Below are 26445 nucleotides of genomic sequence, written 5' to 3'. Positions count from 1 at the left end.
CAAACTCCCGCCGATATTGTTATAAGATTACATAACAAAATAGTTCACTTCCGCCCCGGAGACTTCCCATGCGCCGTCTGCTTCTCGCTTTGCCGTTTGCCCTGTTGCCACTGGCCATCGCCCAAGCGGCCGAAGAACATGACCACGATCATCAACACGCCAGCCTCAGCGCCCACGAGCATGGCGTCGGCCGCTTGAACGCAGCGCTGGACGGCCAGACCCTGGAGCTGGAACTGGAGAGCCCGGCGATGAACCTGGTGGGCTTCGAACACGCCGCCAGCACGCCGGCAGACAAGGCCAAGGTCGCCGCGGTACGGGCGCAACTGGAGCAACCGCTGGTGCTGTTCAGCCTGCCACAAGCCGCCAACTGCGTGCTCAGCCAGCAGGAGCTGAACAGCCCGCTGTTCGGTGACAAACCGGACGCCGACGATGACCACGACCATGACCATGACCACAAAGACGCCAAGGACGCCAAGGACGCCGACGGCCATGAACACCACCATGACCACAGCGAAATCCACGCGCATTACCAGTTCACCTGCAGCCAACCGGATGCGCTGAAGACCCTGGACCTGGCCCAGGTGTTCAAGACCTTCCCCGCCACCCAGAAAATTCAGGTACAACTCATCAGCCCCAACGGCCAGCAAGGGCTTGAGGTGACGGCCAAGGCGGCGACCCTGAAATTCTGATCCATCCCCTATCCCAGTGTGGGGCGAGCAGAGCTCGCTTCCGCTGGGTTCACCATCAACCTGACCGGCGCTCCATGACCCAAGCACTCATCGAACTGACCGACCTGGGCTTCCATTGGCCTGGTCACCCGCCCTTGCTGGACATCCCGGCGTTTCGCCTGGAGGCCGGTGAAACCCTGTTTCTCAAGGGCCCCAGCGGCAGCGGCAAGACCACCCTGCTGGGCCTGCTCGGCGGCGTGCAGAAACCCAATCGCGGCAGCATCCGTTTGCTCGGGCAGGAACTGACGGACCTGTCGGCCGGCGCCCGGGATCGCTTTCGGGTCGACCACACGGGCTACATCTTCCAGCAGTTCAACCTGCTGCCGTTTCTCTCGGTGCGCGAGAACGTCGAACTGCCCTGCCACTTCTCGACCTTGCGCGCCAACCGCGCGATCCAGCGCCATGGCAGTGTCGACAGCGCCGCCGCGACGCTGCTGGCGCACCTGGGGCTCAAGGATCCAGGCCTGCTCGGGCGACGGGCCGACTCCCTGTCGATTGGCCAACAGCAACGGGTGGCCGCTGCCCGCGCATTGATCGGCCAGCCGGAGTTGGTGATCGCCGACGAGCCGACCTCGGCCCTCGACTACGACGCCCGCGAGGCTTTCATCCGCCTGCTGTTCGCCGAATGCCGGGAAGCCGGCTCCAGCCTGTTGTTCGTCAGCCACGACCAGAGCCTGGCGCCGCTGTTCGATCGTCACCTGTCGCTGGCCGAACTCAATCGCGCCGCCACGCCCGTAGAGGTCTGAGATGTATCTGTTTCGTCTAGCCATGGCCAGCCTGGCTAACCGCCGCTTCACCGCCATCCTCACGGCCCTCGCCATCGCCCTGTCGGTCTGCCTGCTGCTGGCCGTGGAGCGGGTGCGCACCGAAGCCCGCGCCAGCTTTGCCAGCACCATCAGCGGCACCGACCTGATCGTCGGCGCCCGCTCCGGTTCAGTGAACCTGCTGCTGTACTCGGTGTTTCGGATCGGCAATGCCACCAACAACATCCGCTGGGACAGCTTCGAGCACTTCGCCAATAACCCCAAGGTGAAGTGGGCGATCCCGATCTCCCTCGGCGACTCCCACCGCGGCTACCGGGTGATGGGCACCACGGATGCCTACTTCCAGCATTACCAGTACGGCCGCCAGCAACACTTGCAACTGGCCAGCGGCCGGGCCTTTGCCACGGATCCGTTCGAGGTGGTGCTGGGCGCGGAAGTGGCCGACGCGCTGCACTACTCACTCGGCGACCAACTGGTGCTGGCCCACGGCGTGGCGGTGATCAGCCTGGTCAAGCATGACGACAAGCCCTTCACCGTGGTCGGCATCCTCAAGCGCACCGGCACCCCGGTGGACCGCACGCTGCACATCAGCCTAGGCGGCATGGAGGCGATCCATGTCGACTGGCACAACGGCGTGCCGGCGCGCGGCGATGGCCGGATCAGCGCCGAGCAGGCGCGCAACATGGACCTCACCCCCCAGGCCATCACTGCGTTCATGCTCGGCCTCAACAGCAAGATCGCGACCTTCTCCCTGCAACGCGAGATCAATGAGTTTCGTGGCGAACCGATGCTGGCGATCCTGCCGGGCGTGGCGTTGCAGGAGCTCTGGAGCCTGATGGGCACCGCTGAAAAAGCGCTGTTCGTGGTGTCGCTGTTCGTGGTGCTGACCGGTTTGATCGGCATGCTCACGGCGATCCTCACCAGCCTCAACGAACGCCGGCGGGAAATGGCGATCCTGCGCTCGGTCGGCGCCAGGCCTTGGCATATCGCCACGCTGCTGGTGCTGGAAGCCTTTGCGCTGGCACTGTCGGGGGTGATCGCCGGCCTCGGCCTGCTGTACCTGTGCATCGCCCTGGCGCAGGGCTATGTGCAGTCCAACTACGGCCTTTTTCTACCGTTGTCCTGGCCAAGTGAGTATGAATGGACGCTGCTCGGTGGCATCCTGCTTGCCGCGCTGCTGATGGGCAGCGTGCCTGCCTGGCGGGCCTACCGGCAATCGCTGGCCGACGGTCTGTCGATCCGTTTATGAGGACGTTAAATGCCCCGCGCTCTGCTTGCGCTGTTGATGTTGGTCGCCCTGCCCCTGTGGGCGGCCGAACCCAGGGACCTGACCTGGTCGGAGATGATTCCGCCGGACGCGCCCGCCGAAGTACCGAACATGAAGCCGCTGCACGACCTGTCGCAGATGAGCGACGCCTTGTCGGCAGAGTCGGCCCCGGCCGCCCGGCAGGATCTGCCCAACGCGCCGGTGGTGCAGAACCTCGACGGCCAGGCCATTCGCTTGCCTGGCTACATCGTGCCGCTGGAGGTCAATGAGCAGGGGCGCACCACCGAGTTTTTGCTGGTGCCGTATTTCGGCGCCTGCATCCACGTCCCCCCGCCGCCGTCGAACCAGATCGTGCATGTCAGGAGCGAGATCGGGGTCAAGCTCGAAGAGTTGTACCAGCCGTACTGGATTGAAGGCGCCCTGCAGGTCAAAGCCTCCACCAGCGAACTGGCGGATGCCGGCTACCAGATGGATGCCCAGAAGATCTACGTGTACGAATTGCAGGAGTGAAACCGCATATTTTTCATGGGCTGACCTGAACTGACGTCTACGCTCAAGCCGGCGCTTAAGACGACCCGCTCATCCGAGCAACGATCTTAATGCGCCATCACTCTTTCATTGAGCTGCGTCAACGTCCCAGGTCGATCCCTCCATAAAATGGGACATAGAATTCAAATTGTCCCTTGGAGCCCCCATGCACAAGTCTTTGCTTAGCGCTTCCCTCATTGCATTCGCGCTTGCAGCCCCTTCCGTCCAAGCCCACGAAACCGGCGACATCATCGTCCGGGCCGGTGCCATCACCGTCAATCCGAAGGCCGACAGTTCCAGCGTCAAGGTCGATCGCGGCCCGCTGGCGGGTGCCGACCTGGGCGGCAAGGCGACGATGAGCAGCGACACCCAACTGGGCCTGAACTTCGCGTACATGATCACCAACAACCTGGGGATCGAGCTGCTGGCGGCCACGCCGTTCGAACACGACGTCAAACTCAAAGGCACCGCGCTGCCTGCGGCCAATGGCAAGCTCGGCTCCCTGAAACACCTGCCGCCGACCCTGAGCCTGGTGTACTACCCACTGGATCACAAATCGGTGTTCCAACCCTACGTGGGCGCGGGCATCAACTACACCTGGATCTATGACGAGCACGTCGGCAGCCAGGCCAGCGCCAACGGCTTCGACAACTTCCGGGCCAAGAACACCTGGGGTGTGGCATGGCAAGTGGGTGCCGACTACATGCTGACCGACAAGGTCATGATCAACGGCCAGGTGCGCTACATCGACATCGACACCACCGGTTATGTGGATAACAACGCGGTCGCCCCAGGCACCCGCGCCAAGGTCGACATCGATGTGGACCCATGGGTCTACATGGTTGGCCTGGGCTACAAGTTCTAAGCCACGCACGCAAAAAAAGGCGCCTCGACAGGCGCCTTTTTTACGCTCGCAAAATGCCTAGCGACCCAGCAGGCGGGCCAGCCCGACGTTCATCGGCGTTTGCTCGGGGAAGGTGAAGCGCTGCAGCAGGCGCTGGTTGTTCGCCCGCGAGTGGCGGATATCGCCCGAACGGGCCGGGCCGTAGGTGATCGGCGGCAAGTCGCCCACCACTTCGCGCAATGCCTGCAGCATCTGCTTGAGGGTGGTGGCCTGGTTCCAGCCGACGTTGACCGCACCGACTTCCAGCGTGGGCGCTTCGATAGCCTGCACCAGCAGGTCTACCAGGTCTTCGACATAGACAAAATCCCGGGTCTGCTCGCCATCGCCGAAGACGGTGATCGGCAGCCCCTTGACCGCGCGCTCGCTGAAAATGCTGATCACCCCGGAGTACGGCGACGACGGATCCTGGCGCGGGCCGAAGATGTTGAAGAAGCGAAACACCGCAGGCTCCAGGCCATGCTGGCGGCGATAGAAATCGAGGTAGTGCTCGCCTGCCAGCTTGTCCGAGGCGTAGGGCGTGAGCGGCGCCTTGGCGGTGTCTTCGTCGATCGACTGGCCTTCGCCATTGTTGCCATAGATCGCCGCGCTCGAAGCGAACAGCACGCGCTTGACCCCGGCCTGGCGCATGGCTTCACAGACGTTGAGGGTGCCAATGAAGTTGCTCTGGTGCGTACGCACCGGGTCATCCACCGAGGCCTGCACGGACGCCACGGCGGCCAGGTGCGCCACTGCGCAACAACCGACCATCACCTTGGCCACCAGGGCCGCATCGGCGACGTCGCCTTCGATCAACTCGATTCGTGGATCGTCCAGTTGCAGGTTGCTGCGCTTGCCGGTGGACAGGTCATCGAGCACCCGCACCGAATAGCCCTTGGCAAGCAAGGCGTCGGCGAGGTGCGAGCCAATGAAACCGGCACCGCCGGTGATTAATACAGGGCCTTCAGCCATGACGATAAAACCTATCCAGTAAGCCCGGGAGCGCGGCACGCCAGGCGCGAGGCTTGATCCCGAAGGTGTGCAGAATTTTCTTGCAGGCCAGGACCGCGTGTTGCGGTTCTTCGGCGGCATCCGGCCGCGCGGCATGGGCCTGCGCGGTCGGTGCTTCGATGGCCAGCGGATGCAGGGTGCGGGCCTCGGCGAGGATGGCCTGGCCCAGCGCCAGCGGTGTGGTCGCCTCGTGTCCGGCGTAGTGATAGGTGCCCCACAGCGGTGCCGCGCAATCGAGTTGCTTGAGTACCGAAATGATCACCCGTGCGGCGTCGTCCACCGGGGTTGGGTTGCCCCGTCGGTCGTCGGCCATCAGCAGTTCTTCAGGCTGTTCGGCACGGGCCAGGAAACGCCCCAGCGCGCCGTCGACACTGTCATCGAGCAACCAGCCAAAACGCAGCATCACGTGTTGCGGGCAGGTCGCGCGCACGCTCTGCTCGATGCGCCACAACGCCTGGCCACGCAGGCCCAGTGGCACCGGCTCGTCCTTTTCGCTGTAGGCGGTGGCCCGCGAGCCGTCGAACACCCGATAGCTGGAAGGCTGGAGCAGGACGATGTTGTGGTGCTGGCACAATTGCGCCAGGCGCTCGACCGCGCGCTCCTGGCCAGCCAGACGCGCCTCGGGCACCTGTTCGGCCTGGAACCAGTCGAAGTAGTAGGCGAGATTGATCAGCGCGTCCGGGCGAGTGTCGTCGAGCAGTTGGGTCAGGCTCGCGGCATCCCAGCCGTCTTGCGGTGGACGGGGGGCGAGGAAACCGATGTCTTCCTCCGCACCGAGGCGAATCAGCGCCTGCCCAAGGGCATTTCCGCCACCCAGTAACATAAGGCGCATTCGCATAGAGTCAGCAGGCCCAGTCTGTTTGAAACGATGAGTGTAGCGACAGCGCCCACAGGCGTTGCCGTTGAGAGTTGCCGGAATCGTTACATTTTGCGGGTTTAATGCGCAACCGTCACTTATAAACTGCCAACCGCGGTCTTTGCCGCTGCGGCCAAGGGCAACGCAGCGCGCGCACTTGCAACTTGGCCCGGGCGGTCGCATAACTGAGCCCATGAATCTCCCCGAGTCCGCCGACAGCGTCCTCGACGGCTTTCACCCCGCCGTCAGCGCCTGGTTCCGCAGCACCTTCCCGACGGTCACGGCCGCCCAGGCGCGTGCGTGGCCCTTGATCCGCCAGCGCCGCTCGACCCTGATTGCCGCGCCCACCGGCTCCGGCAAGACCCTCACCGCGTTTCTGGCAGTCATCGATGACCTGGTCCGGCAAGGCCTGGCCCTGGGCGGCGAATTGCCTGACGAAACCCAGGTGGTCTACGTCTCGCCGCTCAAAGCGCTGTCCAACGACATCCAGCTCAACCTGCAGACTCCGCTGGCCGGTATCACTGCGCAGCTGCAACAGCAGGGACTGCCGCACCTGCAGATCAGCACCGCCGTGCGCACGGGCGACACCCCGCAAAAAGAGCGCACGGCCATGCGCAAAAGCGCGCCGCACATTCTGGTGACCACCCCGGAATCGCTCTACGTGCTGCTCGGCTCCGACTCGGGCCGGCGGATGCTCGCCAGCACCCGTACGGTGATCGTCGATGAAATCCACGCCATGGCCGCCAGCAAGCGCGGCAGCCATCTGGCCCTGAGCCTGGAGCGCTTGCAGGCGTTGTGCCGCGAGCCGCTGCTGCGCATCGGCCTGTCTGCCACGCAAAAGCCCATCGACGCGGTGTCGCGGTTCCTGGTGGGCACGGGACGCGCCTGTGACATCGTCGACATCGGCCACGCCCGCCCCCGGGACCTGGACATCGAAGTGCCGCCGGTGCCGTTGTCGGCGGTGATGGCCAACGATGTCTGGGAGCTGGTCTACGAGCGCATCGCCACCCTCGCCCGCGAGCACCGCACCACCCTGGTCTTCGTCAACACCCGGCGCCTGGCCGAACGCTTGAGCCGCCACCTCAGCGAACGCCTGGGCAAGCACGCGGTGGCCGCGCACCACGGCAGCCTGGCCAAGGAATTTCGCCTGGACGCCGAGCAACGGCTCAAGCGTGGCGAACTGCAAGTGCTGATCGCCACCGCATCGCTGGAACTGGGGATCGACATCGGCGACGTCGAACTGGTCTGCCAGATCGCCTCGCCCCGTTCGATTGCCGGGTTCCTGCAACGGGTCGGCCGATCCGGGCACCAGGTCGGCGGCACGCCCAAGGGACGCCTGTTCGCCACCACCCGCGATGACCTGATCGAATGCGCCGCCCTGCTCGACTGCGTGCGCCGGGGCGAGCTCGACACCTTGCTGATCCCCGTCGCACCGCTGGACGTACTCGCCCAGCAGATCATCGCCGAAGTCAGTTGCCAGGAATGGCAGGAGCAGGCGCTGTTCGACACCCTGCGCCGCGCCTCACCCTACGCGGGGCTGGACCAGGCGCACTACCAGGCCTTGCTGAAGATGCTCGCCGAAGGCTACAACGGCCGCCAGGGCATCCGCAGTGCGTACCTGCACCGAGACGCCGTCAGCGGCTCCTTGCGCGGCCGACGCGGGGCCCGGCTGACCGCCGTGACCAGTGGCGGGACGATTCCCGACAACGCCGACTACAGCGTGCTGCTGGAGCCCCAGGGGCTGAACATCGGCAGCGTCAATGAAGATTTCGCGGTGGAGAGTATCGCCGGCGATGTCTTTCAACTGGGCAACAGCTCTTACCGGATCCTGCGGGTTGAGACCGGCAAGGTGCGGGTCGAGGACGCCCAGGGCCAGCCGCCCACTATCCCGTTCTGGCTGGGCGAAGCGCCGGGGCGCAGCCCCGAGCTGTCCTATGCCGTGGCGCGCCTGCACGCCCAGCTCGATCAACTGCTGGGCGCCACGCCCGGCGACCTGCAACCGAGCCTGGCCTGGTTGACCGAGACCCTCGGCCTGAACCTGGCCTGCGCCGAACAACTGGTGGACTACCTGGCGCCGGCGCGCCTGACCCTCGGCGCGCTGCCGTCCCAGGACACGCTGCTGATGGAGCGTTTTTTCGATGAGTCCGGCGGCACCCAACTGATCATCCACTCGCCCTTCGGCAGCCGCATCAACCGCGCGTGGGGCCTGGCCTTGCGCAAGCGCTTCTGCCGCACCTTCAACTTCGAATTGCAGGCCGCCGCCAGCGAGGACGCCATCGTGCTGTCGCTGTCCACCAGCCACAGTTTTGAACTGCAGGACGTCTGGCGTTACCTGCACAGCAACAGCGCCGAGCACATCCTCATCCAGGCGGTGCTCGACGCCCCGCTGTTCGGCGTGCGCTGGCGCTGGAATGCCGGCGTGGCCCTGGCACTGCCGCGCTACAGCGGTGGCCGCAAGGTGGCGCCGCAGATCCAGCGGATGAAAAGCGAGGACCTGATCGCCAGCGTGTTTCCCGACCAGATCGCCTGCCTGGAAAACCTCGCCGGCGAACGGGAAATCCCCGATCACCCGCTGGTTGAGCAAACCCTCGACGACTGCCTGCACGAAGCCATGGACTGCAACGGCTGGCTGGCCTTGCTGCGGCGCATGGAGCAGGGCGAACTGCGGCTGATCAGCCGCGACCTGCCCGCCCCTTCGCCCCTGGCGGCGGAAATCCTCAACGCACGGCCCTACACCTTCCTCGACGATGCGCCTCTGGAAGAGCGCCGCACGCAAGCGGTGCTCAACCGCCGCTGGAGCGATCCGCAGTCGACCGATGACCTCGGCGCTCTGGACCCGCAGGCCATCGAGTCGGTGCGCGAAGAAGCCTGGCCACACCCCGGCAGCGTCGATGAAATGCATGAGGCGCTGATGAGCCTGGGGGCCATCACCGACCGCGAGGCGCTAGAGGACGGGTTATGGTTGCCCTGGCTGCAGGAGCTCGCCGAGCAAGGTCGCGCCAGCCGCCTGGCCATCGATGCCGAGCATGGCCTGTGGCTGGCGCTGGAGCGCCTGAGTTGCCTGCAAGGAATTTATCCACAGGCGCTGCTGCAACCGCCGCTGCACCCGTTACCAGGCTTTGACGAGCAGTGGACACCTGATGAGGCGCGGGTGGAGCTGCTTCGCGCCCGCCTCAGTGCCTTCGGCCCATTGCCCCTGGATGAAATTGCCGGCCCCCTGGGGCTGGCGCCGCGACGGGTCGAGCAAGCGCTGGCCCAACTGGAGCGCGACGGTTATGTATTGCGCGGGCACTTCAGCCCGGGAGTGACGCAGGAGCAATGGTGCGAGCGGCATTTGCTGGCGCGGATCCACCGCTACACGGTCAAGCGCCTGCGCCGGGAAATCGAGCCGGTGGCCCTGCAAGACTTCATGCGGTTTCTGTTTGACTGGCAGCACGTGTCCCCGGCAACCCAGGGCCAAGGCAGCGCCATGTTGCCGGTGATTGTCGCGCAGTTCGAAGGCTACCCGGCGGCAGCTTCGGCCTGGGACAGTGACCTGTTGCTGGCGCGGCTCAAAGGCTACTCGGCCACCTGGCTCGATGAGCTGTGCCGCAGCGGCAAGCTGGTCTGGACACGCCTGAGCGCGCGCCACAAGGCGACCAGCGTGGCCCTGCGCAGCACGCCGATCCTGTTGTTGCCCAGGGCGCAAGTGCCACTCTGGAGCAGCTTGACCCCGCAGGCACAGGTCGAGGATCTGTCGCCCAAGACCCAGAAAGTCCATCAGGCCCTGAGCCAGCATGGCGCGCTGTTTTTTGATGAGTTGTTGCACGAAGCGCACCTGCTGCGCAGTGAACTGGAGATCGCCTTGCAGGAGCTGGTCGGCGCCGGCCTGGTGAATGCCGACAGCTTCGCCGGCCTGCGCGCGCTGATCACCCCGGCGAGCAAACGCCAGGCCCGCAGCAGCCGACGCGGGCGCGGGCCGCTGGTCGGCGGGATGGACGATGCTGGACGCTGGGCCCTGCTGCGCCGCACGGCCGCCCCCGTCAGCGATGCCCCGCGCGGCACACCCGCAGACACCCTTGAGCATATCGCCATGACCTTGCTGCGCCGCTACGGTGTGGTGTTCTGGCGCTTGCTGGAGCGCGAAGCGGACTGGCTGCCCAGTTGGCGGGAATTACTGCGCACCTTTCATCGCCTGGAGGCACGCGGGGAGATCCGCGGCGGACGTTTTGTCAGTGGCCTGGCTGGCGAACAGTTCGCCCTGCCCGAAGCCATCCCCCTCTTGCGCGAAGTCCGTCGCCGGCCCCATGACGGCAGCCTGGTCAGCGTCTGTGGGGTTGATCCGCTGAACCTGGCCGGCACCTTGCTGCCGGGGCAGAAAGTCCCGGCCCTGGCCAGCAATCGACTGGTGTACCGCGACGGCGTGCCAGCGGCAGCGGAGATCGCCGGCGTGCAGCATTACTGGCTGCACCTGGACCTGCCACAGCACAGCGCGCTGCAGCAGAAGCTGACCCAGTACCGGCTCACCCCAGTGGCCGACCATGGGCTGTCGGGCTCTTAGGCGCTGTGGCTCGGATTGGGCATCAGCACCGCTGAGTTGTCCCTGGTGCCGATGGCCTCCTCATGCTTGTCTTCGGGCCGGTCCAGGTGCCGCTCATGCAGCAGCACCTGCTGTGGGTAAGTCTGCGCGAAATGCACCCAGGGGCAGTTATCCACAAGCTTTTTCAAGCGCAGGTTGAATGCCCGGTTCACCGCATACTGGCCGCCGGAAACGGTGCGGAACTGCGCCGTCAGGACGACCCCGTTGAGGTCCATCTTGTCGACCCCGAACACTTCCAGCGGACCTTGCAGGTTGTACTTGAGGAACGGGTCTTCGCTGATCGAACGGCCCGCGTCGTGGATCAGCGCGATGGCCTGGTCGACATCGGTGTCGTAGGTGAACTGCACCGAGAAAAACGCAAAGGCGAACTGCCGCGACTGATTGGTGACCGCCTTGATCTGGCCGAACGGCACCGAATGCACAAAGCCCTTGCCGTCGCGCAGGCGCAGGGTACGAATGGTCAGGCCCTCCACCGTGCCAGCGTGCCCCGAGTCGAGCACCACCCAGTCACCGATCGACAGGGTGTCTTCGATGATGATGAATAACCCGGTGATCACATCCTGCACCAGTTGCTGCGAACCAAAACCGATTGCCAGCCCCACGACCCCGGCACCGGCCAGGAACGGTGCGACGTTGATCCCCAGGTTGGCCATGGTGGTGATTGCGCAGATCACCACCAGGATGATTTTCATCGCGTTGCGCAGCAGCGGCAGGATGGTTTTGATCCGGGTACTGGGCTGGCGCGCATTGCGCTTGTTGACCGGCGGCTTCAAGGCCTCCTGAATGGCCGTGTCGAGTACCACCCACACCAGCCAGGTCACCAGGAAGATCAGGCCGATGCGGCTCAACGAGTCGCTGATCGCCCGGCCAATGGCATTGCTGACCGCGAACTCGAACAACGATACGCCCCAGATCCGTCCCAGGATGTCGATGAAGGCGATGGCCATGACAATCCGCAGCAAGGCGTGGGACAGGCTCAGGAAACGTTCCTTGTAGGCACCGCTGCGCTGCACCGCCAGCGCGCTGCGGGACTTGAACAGGTGCTGGAGCATGGTGCTGACAAACACCGTGGCAATCAGCAGCAGGGTGGTGAACAAGGCACAGCGCAGGACTTTCTGATTGTCGTCGCCGATGCCGATCAGGTTGATCAGCGATACCAGCACCATCAACAGGATCGGCCAGTACCAGACCCCGGAGAAGATCCGCAGGGTCTCGCGCAAGGCCGGTTGTTTCTGGCGCTGGGCCAGCGGCAGGATGCGGATCAACTGGCCCACCGGCCGACGCAGGCGAATCACCAGCAGGCCGAAGATGATCGACGCCGACATGCCGGTGAACACCGCGATACTGCTGGTCAGGTTGTCTCCCAGGCGATTGGCGATCTGCGGGCTGGTCAAGGCGTCGCTCAGGGCCACCAGAAAGCCCATGGCGAACAACGGCCGCGGGCTGCTTTTGAGCAGGATGCGCACGGCCGGGCGCTTGTGCCCGGCGTTGAACAGCACCACCAGCGACAGCAACAGCGAAGCGACAAAGATCCCGGCGCTGGTGGCATAGGCCAGGCTCAAGGCCAGCGCCCGACCTGCCGAGGTAGGCAAAAAATGACTGAGGTACAGGGTCAGGGGCAGGCTGACCAAGGCGGGCAGCGTGTAGGGCAGCAGGTAACCGAGCAGCGCCTGGCCGCGCTCACGGGTGAGCAACAGGCGATTGCGGGCCAGACGCCGGGCCAGCAGGCCACCGAGCAACCAGAGCAACGCAAACACCCCGCCCCACACCACGCTCAGCAGGAGGAAATCGCCGACCACGCTCCAGCTCGAACGCGGCGAAGGCTGATTGACCAGTTGGTCCACCTCGTCCACCGCGCGGTCCGCGCGCAGGCGCCAGGCTTGCACCAGGTGCTCGTTGAGATCGAGCTTTTCCTGGACGTCGTCGATGCTCGAACTGATGGCGCCCAGCAGGCCACCCTGCACCAACGGTTCGGTCTTGGCCGCAGCGGCCGGCTCTTTGCCGGTAATCGCCGCAATGGCCGGTAGTGCATTCGCCTGCAAGGCTGGACTGGCGCAACACAGCAGTAGCGCGAGCCCTATCGCGGTTTTGATTCGAGGCAAAACGCGGTGCTCCTTTTTGACAGGGGGATGTGTACAGAAGATCGCGGCCTTGAGTGGTCGCTACAAGCGTAGATCGGTGAAACCTCATGAAGGTTTCACCACCTGGGCGCTCGACCGCCCGTAACGCCGTCGAAACTTTCCGCCCCGGCCCACAGTCATCCACAAACAGGGGGCAGCCCGACGACCATCAGGCGGGATCACACATGGCGGCGTTTGACACCAGCGACGAGCAGGCCGAGCAGGCCGATGCAACGAATACAAGCCAGACCTCGGTACGCCGTTTTACCGTGCTCACGGTCAATACCCACAAGGGCTTCGCCGCCTTGAACCGGCGTTTCATCCTGCCCGAACTGCGTGAAGCGGTGCGCGGTGTCGGCGCCGACGTGGTGTTCCTGCAGGAAGTGCACGGCACCCATGAGCATCATCCCCGGCGCTACAGCAACTGGCCCAGCATGCCCCAGTACGAATTCCTCGCCGACAGCCTCTGGCCGCAGTTCGCCTATGGGCGCAACGCCGTGTACCCGGCAGGCGACCACGGCAATGCCCTGCTGTCGAAATTCCAGATCATCCGTCACGACAACCTCGACGTCTCCATCAGCGGTCATGAGAGCCGTGGCGTGCTGCATTGCGTGTTACGCCTGCCCGGTGAAGGCCAGCTGGTGCATGCCATGTGTGTGCACCTGGGGTTGCACCAGGCCCATCGCGACGAACAGCTGCAACTGCTGACCAAGCGTCTGCAAGCGTTGCCGGCCGACGCCCGGGTGATCGTCGCCGGCGACTTCAATGACTGGCGCCAGCGCGCCGACGCCTTGCTCCAGCCGCTGGGCCTGCGCGAGGTGTTCCGCGAGCACCATGGCCAATCGGCGCGCAGTTTCCCGGCCCGCCTGCCGCTCCTGCGCCTGGACCGCATCTACGTGCGCAACCTCAAGGCCCATCGCCCGCAGGTGCTGGCGGCGCGCCCCTGGTCGCACCTTTCCGATCACGTTCCGCTGTCGGTGGAGATTGAGCTATGAACAGCACCCCGCTGGAAAAAAACCTGCTCGAGCCCCAGGCCACCGCCACCGAATCGGCGGCGGTCGGACGCGCCCTCGTCGACCTGGACTATGGCTGGCACGGCAACAACTGCGTGGTGTTACTGGAAAATGGCGAGGCCTACTTTCCCAAGGTGTTCGAGGCCCTGCGCCAGGCCAAGAGCGAGATTCTGCTGGAGACCTTCATCCTGTTCGAGGACAAGGTCGGCAACGAGCTGCAGCAGATCCTGATCGAGGCGGCGCGGCGTGGGGTGCGCGTCGCCGTCAGCCTCGATGGCTTTGGTTGCGGTGAACTGGCCAGCGAATTCCTCCTGGCGATGTGTGATGCCGGCGTGCACCTGCAGATGTTCGACCCGGCCCCCCGGCGCCTGGGTATCCGCACCAACTGGTTCCGCCGCCTGCATCGCAAGATCGTGGTGGTGGACGGCAGCATCGCGTTTATCGGCGGCATCAACTTCAGCGCCGATCACCTGGCCGACTTCGGCCCAGAGGCCAAGCAGGATTATGCGGTGCAGGTCGAAGGGCCGGCGGTGGTCGACATCCATCACTTTGCCCTGGTGCAAAGTGGCCGCCCTGACAGGGCGCGGTCTGGCTGGCTGCGACGCAAGCACCGGCGCAGCGAGCTGGCGTTCAGCGATCACGATGGCCAGGTGCGCCTGGTCTATCGCGACAACCGCGATCACCCCCGGGACATCGAAGACGTGTACCTGCAGGTGCTGCGCAGCGCCCAACGCCGGGTGATCATCGCCAACGCCTACTTTTTCCCCGGCTACCGCTTGCTGCGCGAAATTCGCAACGCCGCCCGCCGGGGGGTCGAGGTGCGGCTGATCCTGCAGGGGCAACCGGACATGCTGGTGGCCAAGCTGGCGGCCCGCCTGACCTATGACTACCTGCAGCAATCCGGGGTGAAGATCTATGAGTACTGCGACCGCCCGCTGCACGGCAAAGTCGCCCTGGTGGATGAGGACTGGAGCACCGTCGGCTCGAGCAACCTGGACCCCTTGAGCCTGTCGTTGAACCTGGAAGCCAACGTGCTGATTCGTGACCGGGCCTTCAACCGCGAGCTGGGTGAGCGCCTCGATGAACTGAGTGAGCATCACTGCAAGGTCATGCCGGCCAACCAGCAATCCCGGGGACGGCTGTGGCGCATGACCATTGGCTTTCTGGTGTTCCACTGCCTGCGGCACTTCCCCGCCTGGGCCGGTTGGCTGCCGGCGCACAAACCGCGCCTGCAGCCTTTCACGCCTACGGGCCAGGTGCCGGATGACGCCCATGAATCGCGCTGAAAGCCAAGACGCCCCCGCGGCCGCCGAGCAAGCGCCGTCCCGCTGGCGGCGCCTGAAAAAGCCCCTCACGGCGCTGTTTTTCCTGCTGCTGATTGTGTTGTTCACCCTGCTCGCCCGCCGCATCGACTGGAGCGAAGTGTTCGACACACTGCAGGATTTCAAGGTCCGGACCCTGATCATCGCCGCGACGATTACGGTGCTGAGCTTTCTCACCTATGCCTGCTTCGACCTGATCGGCCGCACCTACATCGGGCAAAACCTGACCTGGCGGCAAATCCTGCCGGTGGGGGTGATCAGCTACGCGTTCAACCTCAATCTGAGCGCATGGGTCGGCGGCATCGCCATGCGGTATCGCCTGTACTCGCGGCTGGGGGTCAGCAAGGGCAACATCGCCAAGATCCTGGGCCTGAGCCTGGCCACCAATTGGTTTGGCTACATGCTGGTGGCCGGGGCGATCTTCAGCAGCGGCCTGGTGCACATGCCGCCGGGCTGGAAGCTCAGCAGCACGGCCTTGCAGGGCGTGGGCCTGCTGTTGCTGCTGGTGAGCGCCGGCTACCTGGCGGCGTGCCGCTTTTCCAGCCGTCGTGAATGGTCGATTCGTGGGGTTGAGATCAACCTGCCATCACTGCGCATGGCGGTGCTGCAACTGGCCCTGGGGGCCTTGAACTGGTCGCTGATGGCGGCGGTGATTTTCACCCTGCTGCCGAGCACGCTGGACTACCCGCTGGTGCTGGGGGTGCTGTTGATCAGTGCCATCGCCGGGGTGATTACCCATATCCCCGCGGGGCTCGGGGTGCTGGAGGCGGTGTTTGTCGCCCTGCTGCAGCACCAGGCTTCTCGCGGCAGCCTGGTCGCCGGGCTGCTGGCTTATCGGGCGATCTACTTTCTGTTGCCGCTGTTGATCACGGTGGCCATGTACCTGGTGGTGGAAGCCAAGGCCAAGGCGTTGCGGATCGAGAAAAAACCCTCCTGAACGCCCAGTTTCACTGTAGGAGCGAGCTTGCTCGCGATGGGGCCGACACAGCCAACATCGCTGGTGCCTGCCCCACCACTATCGCGAGCAGGCTCGCTCCCACCAAGAAAGCCTGTCAGGTGGACTGGATGAGGCTCAACCGTTCACCCACCACCATTTCGGTAATCCAGCCCACCAGGATCGAGGTGTAGGCCTGTTGGGCCACGGGCTCGCTGAGGGCGTGATCGGCGCCATCGATGATGCGGTGGGTCAGGGAGTGGGTCTGCTGGCACGCCGCCCGGTAACTCATGATGGTGGCATGGGGGACGTAATCATCGGTTTGCGACTCCACCAGCAACACATCGCCGGTGAATTGCGAGCAGGCGTACAGGGCTCGGTTGCTGTCGGCGTGCACCAGGGTGCTGCGGTAGTCCAGCAGGTCCTGCTTGTCGAGGTCGCGCTTGGGGGTGTGCCAGCGTTCATCGCGGTACAGCGCCGGCACCCGCAGCGCCAGCCAGCGCACGGGGCGCAGCGTGGTGAGGATCGCCGCCAGGTAGCCGCCGTAACTGGTTCCCACCACCGCCACCGCTGACGTATCGATGGCCGGGTGGGCGAGCAGGCGGTCGTAGGCGGCCAGGAGGTCCTTGAGGTTATCTTCGCGGGTCACTCGGCTCAGCGGGATTCCCGTGCCGCCCGTGTGCCCACGCAAGTCGAAGGTCAGGCACACGCAGCCCAGGCCGGCAATGCCCTTGGCCCGCTCCAGGTCGCGCTCCTGGCTGCCGCCCCACCCGTGCACGAACAACACACCCGGGACTTTGGATTTGGGGCTCAGAAAGGTCCCGCTCATGCGTTCGTCGTCGATCTCGATTTCAATGGTTTCGCTTCTAGCCGTCATAAGGTTTGACCGTCACGTACTTGAGGAGAAAATCACTGTTTTCCGCCGGGCCGCGGTAGACCTCGATGGCCCCGGCCGGCAAGGGCTGGTCGTGGTAGGTTTCCACCGACGACACGCGAATCGCCGGCAAACCCGGGTGGTTGACGAAACACTGCAACGCCGCCACTTCCGCACTGCTGGCCCCGCCCATGCGCCACGACTGCTCAAGCACACCGCTGCAACGCTGGCCCCGGGCATCGAGGCCCTGGGCGATGTCGTAGTTGCGCCGCGAGGCATAAAACCCCGGGTAGGCCTCGTCCGCCGCAACGTCGAACACCTGCGCCTGCTCGATGGCCAGGCGCACGTCGTCGGCCAATGGCAACGTGAGCAGGTCGTCGTAGTAGCCCTGGACCACCAGCAGGTCCGAGCCGCCGTAGACTTTTTCGCCCAGACCATCTTCAGTCAGGTATTGCTCGCCGCAGTAACTGAGTACGGTGTCGCCGATGAAGCTCTGGCCGACGCTGTGGGTGATGACCTCCTTGAGGTCCTGCTCCAGCACCACACCACTGCTGAACAACTCGCCAGCGTCGGCCCGACCGAGGATCTGCCGGAAGGCGGCGAGGTGGCTGATCACTTCCTGACCGCGTCCGGCACAGGCGTGTATGGGTTTCAGGCGCAGCGGGCCACGTTCAAGCAGTTGCTCGGCCGCGGGCAGGGCATCGTCAAGGGAGAACACACTGATGCCCTCCAGCACCACCTGGCGGACCCGCTCCGCAAACAAGGGGGCCCAGCCTTCGGGTGCCTTGGCCTGCGTGTTCAATAGACCATGGGTAATGGCTTTGGTGCAGATGAACGGGTGGTCGACGTAGCCGCCCCACAGATCATCCGGCCCTTTGACCCCCAACTGACGGGCAGCCGCAGCACCGATCAGGGTTTGCGTGGGTAACAGGTACAAGTCGCGCCCGGCATGGGTGTCGGGGTCGTAACTGCCGCCATATTGCCAGCCGAGAATCTGCGCCAGCCACTGCGCCAGCGCCTGGTTGGTCTCGACCTCATGCCGTGGCGCCTGGGGCCGCACGGAATGGGCCACCACCCGTCTGTTGCGATTAGTCGGGGTCATGTATCCCCCTGCCATCTGCGCGTGATGAATGTAGCTCAGGGCGGTGCAGGGATCAGGCCAACCCCGGGTATCGGCGGATGCGCGGTTAATTCGCTTGCCGTGGGGAGCACGGCTGGCAACTGGCCTGTCTTATTCTGCACGACCGCCGCCAACGCTCCGGCATTTTGCACGATCCATCCAGGGTGCTAGCGCGCCAGCACCGCCGCCGGCGACACCCCGAATTTGCTGCGGTAATCGCTGGGCGCCAGCCCGGTGATTTTCCTGAAGGTCGCACGAAACGCGCTGGGGTCGGTGTAGCCGACGGTCCAGGCGATATGGTCGATGGTGCCGTTGGTGAACTCGAGCATTTCCCGAGCCTTGCCCACCCGCAGGTGCTGGCAGTACTCGGTGGGTTTCAAGCCGGTGGCCGCGCGGAAGCGACGCAGGAAGGTGCGCTCCTCCAGCCCCGCCTGCTGGGCCATCACGCTCAACGAAACTTCCACCGCGCCGTTGGCTTGCAACCAGTGCTGGACCTTGAGGATCGCGGCGTCGCCATGACTGAGGATTGGCGCGAAGTTGCTGCCGCACTGGCTGGCGCTGTCACTGTGTTCAACCACCAGGAACCGCGCCGTGCCGGTGGCAATGCTGGGCCCGAGCAAACGATCCACCAGGCGCAGGCCCAGTTCGGACCAGGCCATCAAGCCGGCGGTGGTGATCAGGTCGCCATCATCGACGATGGGGGTGTCGGCGTTGAGCTTGACCCGGGGATAACGCTCGGCGAACTGCTTGGCCGAGGTCCAGTGAGTGGTCGCGCTACGGCCATCGAGCAGACCGCTTTCGGCCAGCAGAATCGAGCCCACGCACACCCCGCCCAAGGTTGCGCCGCCCGCGTGTTGCTGGCGCAGCCAACGGATGAGGGGGGCTGACGCCTGCCCTTCGCAAAAGCCACCGATCGACGGCGGGATCAGCAGCGCCATCAAGGTCCCATCAGGACCTGGATGGCTGTCGTAGACGCGCTGCGGGGTGTGTCCGGCCTCGGCCTGCCAGTGGCTGACCCGCAACAACGGCAACTGCGCGCTCTGGTGCTCGGCGGCAATGCGATTGGCGACGCCGAACAGATCGGTCAAACCGTGGACCGCCGCCAGCTGTGCACCGGGATAGATCAGCACGCCCAACTCGGCGACTGCGCGTTCTATGCCCATTGTCAGTTTTCCCCCTTCTATTGTCGGTGCGGCCAATCCTCGAAGCGTCCCTGCGCCGCAATACTGGCGCCCACACCCACTTCCGAGGAAACACCCATGGCCAAGCAAGCACTCATCGTAGTCGATATCCAGAATGACTACTTCCCCCAGGGTAAATGGCCGCTGGTCGGCGCCGATGCGGCTGCCGACAACGCGGTAAAACTGCTCCAGGCGTTCCGTGAGGCCGGCCACCCGGTGGTGCACATACGCCACGAGTTCACCTCCAGCGATGCCCCGTTCTTCACCCCAGGCTCCGATGGCGCCAAGTTGCACCCCAAGGTGCTGAATCGCAGCGACGAGCCGGTGGTGCTCAAGCATTTCGTCAACTCGTTCCGTGAAACCGAACTACAGTCAATCCTCGACCAGCAAGGCATCGAGAGCCTGGTGGTGGTCGGCAGCATGAGCCACATGTGCATCGACGGCATCACCCGTGCTGCGGCGGATCTTGGCTACAACGTCACGGTGATCCACGACGCCTGCGCGTCCCGCGACCTGGAATTCAACGGCCAGGTGGTACCCGCCGCCCAAGTACACGCTGCCTTCATGTCGGCCCTGGGTTTTGCCTACGCCAGCGTGGTGTCCACCGCCGAGTTCCTGGCGGCACAGCCCTCAGCCTGATTCCCTGAGCACTCATTGGAGACGATCGACATGGCTACTCTCACGACTCGCGAAGGCAACACCCTGTACTACAAGGACTGGGGCAGTGGGCAACCGGTAGTTTTCAGCCATGGCTGGCCGCTCTCCAGTGACAGCTGGGAATCACAGATGCTGCACTTTGCCGAGAATGGTTTTCGCGCCATCGCTCACGATCGACGGGGGCACGGACGCTCCAGCCAGCCGTGGGACGGCAATGACATGGATCACTACGCCGACGACCTCGCCGAACTGATCGAACATCTGGACCTGAACAACGTGATTCTCTTCGGTTTCTCCACCGGCGGTGGCGAAGTCGCCCGGTATATCGGCCGGCACGGCACCCAACGCTTGGCCAAGGCCGGGCTGATTTCTGCGGTGCCACCACTGATGCTGAAAACCGAGACCAACCCCAAGGGCCTGCCAATCGAAGTCTTCGACGGCCTCCGTGCCGGCTCCATCGCCGACCGTTCGCAACTCTACAAGGACGTGGCCGGCGGCCCGTTCTTCGGCTTCAACCGCCCCGGCGCCACACCGTCCCAGGGGCTGATCGACGCTTTCTGGATGCAAGGCATGATGGGTGGCCATAAAAACACCCTCGACAGCATCAAGGCCTTCTCGGAAACCGACTTTCGCCAGGACTTGAAGAAATTCGACATCCCCACCCTGATCATCCATGGCGACGACGACCAGATCGTGCCGATCCAGGCGGCGGGGCTTGAGAGCAAACGCTTGATCGAACACGCCGAACTGATCGTCTACCCAGGGGCACCCCATGGGCTGACAGATACTCATAAAGCGCAGGTGAACGCGGATATGTTGCGATTTGCGCGGGGGTAGAGGGCGAGCTTTAAGCGAGAAGTAAACGCAACAAGCCACGCTTTGGATGCACAAGCGTGGCTTGTTTGATGTGGTATTTGATTAAGTTGGCGATGGATCTACAGATATATGAAACCTGTCATCACTCAAGTGGCGAATTTGAATCTCACTGCTGACATCAGCGCCATCCGCCCCTATAACAAGATAGTGGGCTAGCAAGTAAGTCTCGCGACTCATGGGTCTCCTTGAAAGCAGTTTGCGAGACCATGCAACACAAACAGAACCGACGATGATTATGAGGCCGGGGTTCAGTTGGACGTACTGGAAAAAGCTCAGGCCTACCCATCTGTCGTAGTAGATGACAGATGGACCAAAAATCTTTATCGCGACGCCTACAGCAACGATGATAAAGCCGATCCCCATCAGCAGCTTGCCATTATAGACCGCGTCGCCATCAGGCCCTTCGAGGTAAGCGGCATACTGATCGCCGAAGCCGGCGACATGACAGTCCTCGGCAGACGACTTCAACTCTATTCGGTCTTTTGTTTTTTCTTCAGTGTCTGCTTGCATGATTCACTTCCATTGAAAAAGCGAATACTAAGCAGCGGGAGCAGCAAAAGAATGCCGGATAAATAGATTCAGAAATCTCCCACGCAAAAAAGAAACTATTCTGCGCAACCTACTAAAACTGGAAGTCTGTCTTCGTTTGAAACCATAAAAAAAGCCCCTGGACAGGGGCTTTTTGGCAGAAACCTTCAATCAGGTCTCAGGTGTTTGTCAGAACGGAATATCGTCATCAAAACTGTCGAAGTCTGCAGCCGGTTGCGGTGCAGCCTGTTGCTGTGGCGCTGGACGCGACTCACGCTGTGGCTGTTGCGACGGTGCCGGACGCGGTGCCTGCTGGCGTGGAGCGGCTTGCTGGTAGTTGTTACCACCGCCCTGGCCTTGCTGGTCGCCCTGTGGACGGCCGCCCAGCAGTTGCATGGTGCCTTGCATGTCGACCACGATTTCGGTGGTGTAACGCTTGATGCCGTCTTTTTCCCACTCGCGGGTCTGCAGCTTGCCTTCGATGTAGACCTGCGAACCTTTACGCAGGTATTCGCCGGCGATCTCTGCAACCTTGCCGAACATCGATACACGGTGCCATTCGGTCTTTTCGACTTTCTGGCCAGTTTGCTTGTCGGTCCATTGTTCGCTGGTCGCCAGACTCAGGTTGGTCACGGCGTTACCGTTAGGCAAGTAGCGAACTTCGGGATCCTGGCCGCAAGTGCCGACCAATATGACTTTGTTAACCCCACGGGCCATAACGTTCTCCTAGGCTTCGCACGCTGTCGGCGCCGGGTTGTTGACCAGGCGCTCGAGGGTGGTGCGATCCAATAGTTCGGTGTCCAATTTGATGTAAATGGCGGCTTCATCAGCCACCACGATGGCATCGGTTACCCCAACGACGGCCAGCAGGCGCTCAACCAGACCGGCTTCGCGGATCGCTTCGGGCGATAACGGCAAGCGCAGGCTCGTCACATAGGGAGGTTCGCGCATGGTAACAGCAAAGGCCAACCAGAGGGCAGCCAGACCTGCGCATCCGAGGAACACAACCGACAGACCGCCATGCTGGAACATCCAGCCACCCATGATGCCGCCCAGTGCCGAACCGAGGAACTGGCTGGTGGAGTAAACCCCCATGGCCGTGCCCTTGCCGCCCGCCGGTGAAACCTTGCTGATCAACGACGGCAAGGAGGCTTCCAGCAGATTGAACGCGGTGAAGAACACCACCGTACCAATCACCAGGGCCCGCAAGCTGTCGCCGAACTGCCAGAAGAATAGCTCAGTGAGCATCAGCGTCGCGACGGCACCGAGTAAAACTCGTTTCATTTTGCGTTTCTTCTCGCCGTAGATAATGAACGGGATCATGGCGAAGAACGAAATCAGCAGCGCGGTCAGGTACACCCACCAATGTTGCTCCTTGGGCAGCCCGGCTTTTTCCACCAGCGCCAGCGGCAAGGCGACGAAGCTCGACATCAGCATCGCGTGCAATACAAAAATCCCCAGGTCCAGGCGCAGCAGGTCCGGGTGTTTGAGGGTCGGCAACAGGGCCTGGCGGGCGACCCCTGACTCACGGTGCTGCAAGGGGCCCGTGGAGCGCGGCACCATGAACATCACGATGACGATGCCCAGCAATGCCATGCCACCGGTCGCCAGGAACAGGCCGGACAGGCCGAAGGCGCGGGTCAGCAGTGGCCCGACCACCATGGCTACCGCGAACGACAGGCCGATGGTCATGCCGATCATGGCCATGGCTTTGGTGCGGTGCTGCTCGCGGGTCAGGTCGGACAACAGGGCCATGACCGCCGCGGAAATCGCCCCGGCGCCCTGCAGGATACGCCCGGCGATCACGCCCCAGATCGAGTCGGCGTTGGCCGCCAGCACGCTGCCCAGGGCAAAGACGATCAAGCCCAGGTAAATCACCGGACGTCGCCCGATGCGGTCGGAAATGATCCCGAAGGGAATCTGGAACACGGCCTGGGTCAGGCCGTAGGCGCCGATCGCCAGGCCGATGAGGGCCGGGGTCGCGCCTGCCAGGTCCATGCCGTAGGTCGCCAGTACCGGCAACACCATGAACATGCCAAGCATACGGAACGCGAACACCAGGGCCAGACCGCTCGCTGCGCGGGTCTCGCTACCACTCATGCGTTCGCTGTGGGGATCGTGCATGGAATTACCTCATGTGAACCGGCGGCGATTCTATCAGTCCCATCGGTTGACGGGGTATAGGGCGACGCTTTGCCGCGCACGGATGACAGAGTCTTCATGTAGGGCAACGTTGTGCACATTTGATAGTGTGCATCCATCCAGTATTTGGCCTTATACTCCTACGTTTACGCCCGCCGAGCGAGGCCACCTTGGACAAGATCCTGATTCGTGGGGCTCGAACCCACAACCTGAAGAATATCGACCTGACCCTGCCACGGGACAAACTGATCGTCATCACCGGCTTGTCCGGGTCCGGCAAGTCGTCCCTGGCCTTTGACACCTTGTATGCCGAAGGTCAGCGGCGTTATGTCGAGTCGCTGTCGGCTTACGCCCGGCAGTTCCTGTCGATGATGGAAAAGCCTGACGTCGACACCATTGAAGGCTTGTCGCCAGCCATCTCCATCGAGCAGAAGTCGACCTCCCACAACCCGCGCTCGACGGTCGGCACCATTACCGAAATCTACGACTACCTGCGCCTGCTTTACGCCCGCGTGGGTATTCCGCGCTGCCCCGATCATGACATCCCCCTGGAAGCCCAGACCGTCAGCCAGATGGTCGACCTGGTGCTGGCCCAGCCCGAAGGCAGCAAGCTGATGCTGCTGGCCCCGGTGATTCGTGAGCGCAAGGGCGAACACCTGTCGGTCTTCGAAGAACTGCGGGCCCAGGGCTTCGTCCGTGCCCGGGTCAACGGCAAGCTGTGCGAGTTGGATGAGCTGCCGAAACTGGATAAACAGAAGAAGCACTCGATCGATGTGGTGGTCGACCGCTTCAAGGTTCGCGAAGACCTGCAGCAGCGCCTGGCCGAGTCGTTCGAGACCGCCTTGAAGCTGGCCGATGGCATCGCGCTGGTCGCACCAATGGACGATGAGCCGGGTGAGGAGATGATCTTCTCCGCACGCTTTGCCTGCCCGATCTGCGGCCACGCCATCAGCGAGCTGGAACCCAAGCTGTTCTCCTTCAACAACCCGGCAGGCGCTTGCCCGACCTGCGACGGCCTGGGGGTCAAACAGTTCTTTGACATCAAGCGCCTGGTCAACGGCGAGTTGACCCTGGCCGAGGGTGCAATTCGCGGCTGGGACCGACGCAACGTCTATTACTTCCAGATGCTCGGCTCCCTGGCCGCCCATTACGGGTTCAGCCTGGAAGTGCCGTTCAACCAGCTGCCGGCCGATCAGCAGAAGGTTATCCTGCACGGCAGCGGCAGCCAGAACGTCGATTTCAAATACCTCAACGACCGGGGCGACATCGTCAAGCGCTCGCACCCGTTCGAAGGCATCGTGCCGAACCTCGATCGCCGCTACCGCGAAACCGAATCCGCGTCGGTGCGCGAAGAGCTGGCCAAGTTCCTCAGCACCCAGCCCTGCCCGGATTGCCGGGGCACCCGCCTGCGCCGTGAAGCACGGCACGTGTGGGTCGGCGAGAAAACCCTGCCGGCGGTGACCAACCTGCCGATCGGCGATGCTTGCGAGTACTTCGGCACCCTGAAGTTGACGGGGCGGCGCGGCGAAATCGCCGACAAGATCCTCAAGGAAATCCGCGAACGCCTGCAGTTCCTGGTTAACGTCGGCCTCGACTACCTGTCCCTGGACCGCAGTGCCGACACCCTGTCCGGCGGTGAGGCGCAGCGCATTCGCCTGGCCAGCCAGATCGGTGCCGGCCTGGTAGGCGTGCTGTACATCCTCGACGAGCCGTCCATCGGCCTGCACCAGCGGGACAACGATCGACTGCTGGGCACCCTCAAGCATTTGCGCGACATCGGTAACACGGTGATCGTGGTCGAGCATGACGAGGATGCCATTCGCCTGGCCGACTACGTAGTGGACATCGGCCCTGGTGCCGGCGTGCACGGCGGGCATATCGTCGCTGAAGGCACACCGGCCGAGGTCATGGCCCACCCGGACTCGCTGACCGGTAAATACCTGTCGGGCCGGGTGAAGATCGCCGTGCCCGCCAAACGCACGCCACGCAACAAGAAGCTGGCACTGCACCTGAAGGGCGCCCGGGGCAACAACTTGCGCAATGTCGACCTGGAGATCCCCCTGGGCCTGCTGACCTGCGTGACCGGCGTGTCGGGTTCGGGCAAGTCGACGCTGATCAACAACACCCTGTTCCCCCTGAGCGCCACCGCGCTGAATGGCGCGACGACCCTGGAGGCCGCAGCCCACGACAGCATCAAGGGCCTTGAGCTGCTGGACAAGGTGGTTGATATCGACCAAAGCCCGATCGGCCGTACGCCGCGCTCCAACCCAGCGACCTATACCGGGCTGTTCACGCCGATTCGTGAGTTGTTCGCTGGCGTACCGGAGTCGCGCTCGCGGGGCTATGGTCCGGGTCGTTTCTCGTTCAACGTCAAGGGTGGGCGCTGTGAAGCCTGCCAGGGCGACGGCCTGATCAAGGTGGAGATGCACTTCCTGCCGGACATCTATGTCCCGTGCGACGTGTGCAAGAGCAAGCGCTACAACCGCGAAACCCTGGAGATCAAGTACAAGGGCAAGAGCATCCACGAAACCCTGGAAATGACCATCGAGGAAGCCCGGGTGTTCTTCGACGCGGTGCCGGCCCTGGCGCGCAAGCTGCAGACGCTGATGGATGTCGGCCTGTCATACATCAAGCTGGGGCAATCGGCGACCACCCTGTCGGGCGGTGAAGCACAGCGGGTCAAGTTGTCCCGCGAGCTGTCCAAGCGTGATACCGGCAAGACCCTGTATATCCTCGATGAGCCGACCACCGGCCTGCACTTCGCGGACATCCAGCAATTGCTCGACGTGTTGCACCGCCTGCGCGACCACGGCAACACCGTGGTGGTGATCGAGCACAACCTGGACGTGATCAAGACCGCCGACTGGCTGGTGGACCTGGGGCCGGAAGGCGGCTCCAAGGGCGGCCAGATCATCGCCGTGGGTACGCCTGAGGAAGTGGCCGAGATGAAGCAGTCTCATACCGGCTTCTACCTCAAACCACTGCTGGAGCGCGACCGGGCCTGATGCCGGCACATGAAAAAGCCCCTGTCACGTTATCGGTGACAGGGGCTTTTTTATACTTCT

At 63.6% G+C, this 26445-nt stretch carries 21 protein-coding genes; 12 read left to right on the top strand and 9 right to left on the bottom strand.

Features of this window, described 5'->3' with window-relative positions:
- Positions 1–68: 68 nt before the first annotated feature.
- The 5 genes from Q1W70_RS13395 (at position 69) to Q1W70_RS13375 (ending at position 4152) form a co-directional block, all read left to right on the top strand.
- Positions 69–689 (top strand): DUF2796 domain-containing protein, encoded by a 621-nt coding sequence (locus Q1W70_RS13395; RefSeq protein WP_166590481.1) that lies wholly within the window; start codon positions 69–71, stop codon positions 687–689.
- Between the two features lie 74 nt (positions 690–763).
- Positions 764–1474 (top strand): ABC transporter ATP-binding protein, encoded by a 711-nt coding sequence (locus Q1W70_RS13390; protein WP_185818550.1) that lies wholly within the window; start codon positions 764–766, stop codon positions 1472–1474.
- A gap of 1 nt (position 1475) precedes the next feature.
- Positions 1476–2741 carry an ABC transporter permease gene (locus Q1W70_RS13385; protein WP_166590483.1) on the top strand — a complete coding sequence of 422 codons (1266 nt, stop codon included), beginning with the start codon at positions 1476–1478 and terminating at the stop codon, positions 2739–2741.
- Between the two features lie 9 nt (positions 2742–2750).
- Entirely contained in the window at positions 2751–3269 is a 519-nt protein-coding gene (locus Q1W70_RS13380; protein WP_166590484.1) for a DUF3299 domain-containing protein, read from the top strand.
- A 184-nt stretch (positions 3270–3453) separates the two neighbouring features.
- Positions 3454–4152 (top strand): OmpW/AlkL family protein, encoded by a 699-nt coding sequence (locus Q1W70_RS13375; protein WP_166590485.1) that lies wholly within the window; start codon positions 3454–3456, stop codon positions 4150–4152.
- A gap of 57 nt (positions 4153–4209) precedes the next feature.
- Here the strand turns inward: Q1W70_RS13375 and Q1W70_RS13370 are convergent, their stop codons facing one another.
- Both Q1W70_RS13370 and Q1W70_RS13365 read right to left on the bottom strand, forming a co-directional pair.
- A complete protein-coding gene (locus tag Q1W70_RS13370; RefSeq protein ID WP_302098872.1) occupies positions 4210–5139 on the bottom strand; it encodes an NAD-dependent epimerase/dehydratase family protein in 930 nt (309 codons plus the stop codon).
- Positions 5132–6016, bottom strand: a complete 885-nt coding sequence (locus tag Q1W70_RS13365; protein WP_166591470.1) for a sugar nucleotide-binding protein — start codon at positions 6014–6016, stop codon at positions 5132–5134. Before Q1W70_RS13365 ends, Q1W70_RS13370 begins: the two co-directional genes overlap by 8 nt.
- A 211-nt stretch (positions 6017–6227) precedes the next feature.
- Here Q1W70_RS13365 and Q1W70_RS13360 point away from each other — a divergent pair, with 211 nt between their 5' ends.
- Positions 6228–10574, top strand: a complete 4347-nt coding sequence (locus tag Q1W70_RS13360; RefSeq protein WP_302098871.1) for a DEAD/DEAH box helicase — start codon at positions 6228–6230, stop codon at positions 10572–10574.
- Here the strand turns inward: Q1W70_RS13360 and Q1W70_RS13355 are convergent.
- On the bottom strand, positions 10571–12715 hold the full coding sequence (locus Q1W70_RS13355) for a mechanosensitive ion channel family protein (RefSeq protein ID WP_302098870.1): 2145 nt from the start codon (positions 12713–12715) through the stop codon (positions 10571–10573). The genes Q1W70_RS13360 and Q1W70_RS13355 overlap by 4 nt on opposite strands.
- A 203-nt stretch (positions 12716–12918) precedes the next feature.
- Here Q1W70_RS13355 and Q1W70_RS13350 point away from each other — a divergent pair, with 203 nt between their 5' ends.
- From Q1W70_RS13350 to Q1W70_RS13340, 3 genes are read left to right on the top strand one after another with little or no spacing between them, the layout of a single operon-like run.
- Positions 12919–13728: an endonuclease/exonuclease/phosphatase family protein gene (locus tag Q1W70_RS13350; protein ID WP_302098869.1), complete on the top strand. Its 810-nt coding sequence runs from the start codon at positions 12919–12921 to the stop codon at positions 13726–13728.
- Entirely contained in the window at positions 13725–15032 is a 1308-nt protein-coding gene (gene clsB / locus Q1W70_RS13345) for a cardiolipin synthase ClsB (RefSeq protein ID WP_302098868.1), read from the top strand. Before Q1W70_RS13350 ends, clsB begins: the two co-directional genes overlap by 4 nt.
- Entirely contained in the window at positions 15019–16005 is a 987-nt protein-coding gene (locus Q1W70_RS13340; RefSeq protein ID WP_302098867.1) for a lysylphosphatidylglycerol synthase domain-containing protein, read from the top strand. The genes clsB and Q1W70_RS13340 overlap by 14 nt, the downstream gene beginning before the upstream one ends.
- 115 nt (positions 16006–16120) lie before the next feature.
- Here the strand turns inward: Q1W70_RS13340 and Q1W70_RS13335 are convergent, their stop codons facing one another.
- From Q1W70_RS13335 to Q1W70_RS13325, 3 genes are all read right to left on the bottom strand, one after another.
- Positions 16121–16879, bottom strand: a complete 759-nt coding sequence (locus tag Q1W70_RS13335) for an alpha/beta hydrolase family protein (protein WP_166591476.1) — start codon at positions 16877–16879, stop codon at positions 16121–16123.
- Complete coding sequence (locus Q1W70_RS13330) at positions 16869–17978, bottom strand: DUF3182 family protein (protein ID WP_166591477.1); 1110 nt, start codon at positions 17976–17978, stop codon at positions 16869–16871. Before Q1W70_RS13330 ends, Q1W70_RS13335 begins: the two co-directional genes overlap by 11 nt.
- 185 nt (positions 17979–18163) lie before the next feature.
- Positions 18164–19159 (bottom strand): GlxA family transcriptional regulator, encoded by a 996-nt coding sequence (locus tag Q1W70_RS13325; RefSeq protein WP_302098866.1) that lies wholly within the window; start codon positions 19157–19159, stop codon positions 18164–18166.
- A 96-nt stretch (positions 19160–19255) separates the two neighbouring features.
- On the opposite strand from Q1W70_RS13325, the gene Q1W70_RS13320 reads away from it, so the two are divergent.
- Together Q1W70_RS13320 and Q1W70_RS13315 are read left to right on the top strand one after the other, a co-directional pair.
- On the top strand, positions 19256–19816 hold the full coding sequence (locus tag Q1W70_RS13320) for a cysteine hydrolase family protein (RefSeq protein WP_166591479.1): 561 nt from the start codon (positions 19256–19258) through the stop codon (positions 19814–19816).
- Between the two features lie 30 nt (positions 19817–19846).
- Positions 19847–20671, top strand: a complete 825-nt coding sequence (locus Q1W70_RS13315) for an alpha/beta fold hydrolase (protein ID WP_185819240.1) — start codon at positions 19847–19849, stop codon at positions 20669–20671.
- Between the two features lie 81 nt (positions 20672–20752).
- Here Q1W70_RS13315 and Q1W70_RS13310 read toward each other — a convergent pair whose 3' ends face one another.
- From Q1W70_RS13310 to Q1W70_RS13300, 3 genes are all read right to left on the bottom strand, one after another.
- Entirely contained in the window at positions 20753–21220 is a 468-nt protein-coding gene (locus Q1W70_RS13310) for a YidH family protein (protein WP_302098865.1), read from the bottom strand.
- Between the two features lie 207 nt (positions 21221–21427).
- A complete protein-coding gene (locus Q1W70_RS13305; protein WP_159998187.1) occupies positions 21428–21955 on the bottom strand; it encodes a single-stranded DNA-binding protein in 528 nt (175 codons plus the stop codon).
- Positions 21956–21964: 9 nt separating this feature from the next.
- Positions 21965–23362, bottom strand: a complete 1398-nt coding sequence (locus Q1W70_RS13300) for an MFS transporter (protein ID WP_166591482.1) — start codon at positions 23360–23362, stop codon at positions 21965–21967.
- Positions 23363–23550: 188 nt separating this feature from the next.
- Between Q1W70_RS13300 and uvrA the strand changes: the two genes are divergently transcribed.
- Positions 23551–26385, top strand: a complete 2835-nt coding sequence (gene uvrA, locus Q1W70_RS13295; RefSeq protein WP_166591483.1) for an excinuclease ABC subunit UvrA — start codon at positions 23551–23553, stop codon at positions 26383–26385.
- The last annotated feature ends 60 nt before the right edge of the window (positions 26386–26445 follow it).

Source organism: Pseudomonas kielensis, assembly GCF_030505375.1.
GTDB classification, from domain to species: Bacteria; Pseudomonadota; Gammaproteobacteria; order Pseudomonadales; family Pseudomonadaceae; genus Aquipseudomonas; species Aquipseudomonas kielensis.
Note: the sequence above shows the minus strand (reverse complement) of the source record. Positions and strands in the feature narration are given on the sequence as shown.